The following is a 2,535-nucleotide window of genomic DNA, read 5'->3' as shown; positions in this document are numbered from 1 at the left end:
GGATTGAACGAAGCCGCTGACGCGGCATTTGGCAGGTCGGTTTGCGGTTGAGGCTTCTGTTTTGAAGGATTGCGGCTGTTGAAGCGCAATCTTGAGGACAGGAGTAATGAGATGGCCGAGGTAAGCCCGCTGCGCCGGCGCATGATTGAGGACATGACGATCCGCAATCTGTCGCCGGCCACGCAACGCTCGTACGTGCATGCCGTAGCGAAGTTTTCGCGCTACTTCGGCCTTTCGCCGGACCGGCTCGGCTTGGAGGACGTCCGCGCCTTCCAGGTACATCTGGTCTCGACCGGGATCTCGTGGCCGGCGCTGAACCAGACGGTGTGCGCGTTGCGGTTCTTTTACGGCGTGACGCTCGGCCATGCCGAGATTCCGGAACGGATCGTCTATGCCCGCTCGCCCCGCACGCTGCCGGTGGTTCTCAGCGCCGACGAGATCGTCCGGTTCCTGGAGGCGGTGCCGAGCCTGAAGACACGTACGGCGCTGACGACGGCCTATGCGGCCGGTCTTCGCGCCGCGGAGACCGTCGGGCTGAAGGTCCGCCACATCGACAGTGAACGCGGCGTGATCCGGGTCGAGCACGGCAAGGGCGGCAAGGACCGCACCGTGATGCTGTCGGCGCAGCTTCTTCGGATCCTTCGGGTCTACTGGCGACTGGCGAAGCCGCAGGACTGGCTGTTTCCCGGCCGCGACCCCAATCGCCCCATTGACGTGCAGGTGCTGTATTCGGCCTGCCGCTCGGCGCGCGCGGCTGCCGGCATCGACAAGCGGGTGACGGTGCACACGCTCAGGCACTCCTTTGCCACGCATCTGCTCGAGAACGGCACCGATATCCGCATCATCCAGGTGCTGCTCGGCCACAACAATCTGTCGAGCACGGCGCTCTACACCAAGGTCTCGAACGGCCTCATCCGGCGCACGACGAGCCCGCTCGACCGGCTGAACATCGAGGTGGTGCCGCCGGGCTGATCGGTTCCGCTTATGGCGGCAAGACTGGAGGTGGCGGACATCTTCCGCCGCCATGGCGAGGCGTATCGACAGGTCAATATCGGCCATCTCGGACGTGTCGAGCGGCGCGTGATGAGCGCGATCGAGCTCTGCCGGACGGCCAAGCTCGGCGGCCATGTCGAGGGCTGCCGATCCTGCGGGGCAATCCGCGTGGCCTACAATTCCTGTCGCAACCGGCATTGCCCCAAATGCCAGGGACAGGCCTGCCGCGACTGGCTCGCCGCACGCGAGGCCGAACTGCTGCCAGTTCCCTACTTCCATGTCGTGTTCACGCTGCCGGCCGAGGTCGCCGCGATCGCCTTCCAGAACAAGGCGGCGGTTTACGCCATCCTGTTCAGGACTGCGGCCGAGACCCTGCGCACGATCGCCGCCGATCCCAAACATCTCGGCGCCGAGATCGGCCTCATCGCGGTGCTGCACAGCTGGGGGCAGAACCTGCACTACCATCCGCACATCCACTGCATCGTGTCGGGCGGTGGCGTCTCGCCCGACGGCTCCCGCTGGGTCTCCTGTCGGCCAGGGTTCTTCCTTCCGGTGCGCGTCCTGTCGCGCCTGTTTCGCCGCCGATTCCTGGAGGAGCTACGAGCCGCCTTCGACGCGCGCAGCCTCAAGTTCTTCGGCGACATTGCCGGCCTGACCGAGCCAGCCGCCTTCACCCGCCTGCTGACCAAGGCGCGCCGCCTCGACTGGGTGGTCTACGCCAAACCGCCGTTCGGCGGTCCAGGGCAAGTGCTGGCTTACCTCGGGCGCTACACCCATCGCGTCGCCATCGCCAATTCCCGACTGATCAGCATGGCCGACAACCGGGTTGCGTTCCGCTGGAAGGATTATCGTCATGGCGGAAGGACAAAGGTGATGACGCTCGACGCGCACGAGTTCATCCGCCGCTTCCTGCTGCACAGCCTGCCGGACGGCTTCCACCGTATCCGTCATTACGGGTTCCTCGCCAACGGCCATCGCGTCGCCAGGCTCGACCAGTGCCGCAAGCTGCTAGCCAAACCACAACAGGATCATCGCGCACCGGATGCCAAGATCGCCGCCGCCGCCGCGCCTGCCCTTGCGCCCGAGCATCGATGCCGCTGCTGCGGAGGCGCAATGGTCACTCTCGCCATCTGGCAGTGCGGACAAGCGCCGCCGAGGCCTTTCTGGAGCGACACCTCATGATCACGCCCGGCGCATCCTTATCACCATGTTCCGCCTCCGCCGCCATGGACGTCGGACAGCCAACTCTTGGCCCATCGCACGAAGGCGGAAGCTGTCAGGCCGGTGACGAAAGGCGCAACAAGCTGACCGACCGCGTCCGCCATCCAGATTCTGCGCTCTATCGTGACGTCCTTCGTCGCCTTTGCATCCCGAGTGCCCTTCATCTGCCCGGTGAAGACGATCCCGACCGCTCCTGCCGGCCACAATCCCCATAGCGCCAGTCCTGCCCGCGGCCCCGTTCAATCCGGCTTGCAATGAGGTCCGACAGCCAACTCGGCCGCTCCGTCCTGCCCGCGGACCTCACAGAAGCCTCCAGATTCC

Annotated in this window: 3 protein-coding genes; 2 read left to right on the top strand and 1 reads right to left on the bottom strand. The window is 65.5% G+C overall.

Annotation, left to right across the window (positions count from 1 at the left end; genetic code table 11):
- Positions 1-111 precede the first annotated feature (111 nt).
- Both EET67_RS25235 and EET67_RS25230 read left to right on the top strand, forming a co-directional pair.
- Complete coding sequence (locus tag EET67_RS25235; RefSeq protein WP_128628905.1) at positions 112-972, top strand: site-specific integrase; 861 nt, start codon at positions 112-114, stop codon at positions 970-972.
- A 12-nt stretch (positions 973-984) separates the two neighbouring features.
- Positions 985-2,175, top strand: coding sequence for an IS91 family transposase (locus EET67_RS25230; RefSeq protein WP_128628904.1), 1,191 nt, complete (start codon positions 985-987; stop codon positions 2,173-2,175).
- A gap of 20 nt (positions 2,176-2,195) precedes the next feature.
- Here the strand turns inward: EET67_RS25230 and EET67_RS25225 are convergent, their stop codons facing one another.
- Positions 2,196-2,420, bottom strand: a complete 225-nt coding sequence (locus EET67_RS25225; protein ID WP_128628903.1) for a hypothetical protein — start codon at positions 2,418-2,420, stop codon at positions 2,196-2,198.
- Between the last annotated feature and the right edge of the window lie 115 nt (positions 2,421-2,535).

It is taken from the genome of Borborobacter arsenicus (assembly GCF_003934165.1).
Classification (GTDB): domain Bacteria; phylum Pseudomonadota; class Alphaproteobacteria; order Rhizobiales; family Rhizobiaceae; genus Pseudaminobacter; species Pseudaminobacter arsenicus.
This window is presented reverse-complemented; position numbering and strand designations above follow the sequence as displayed.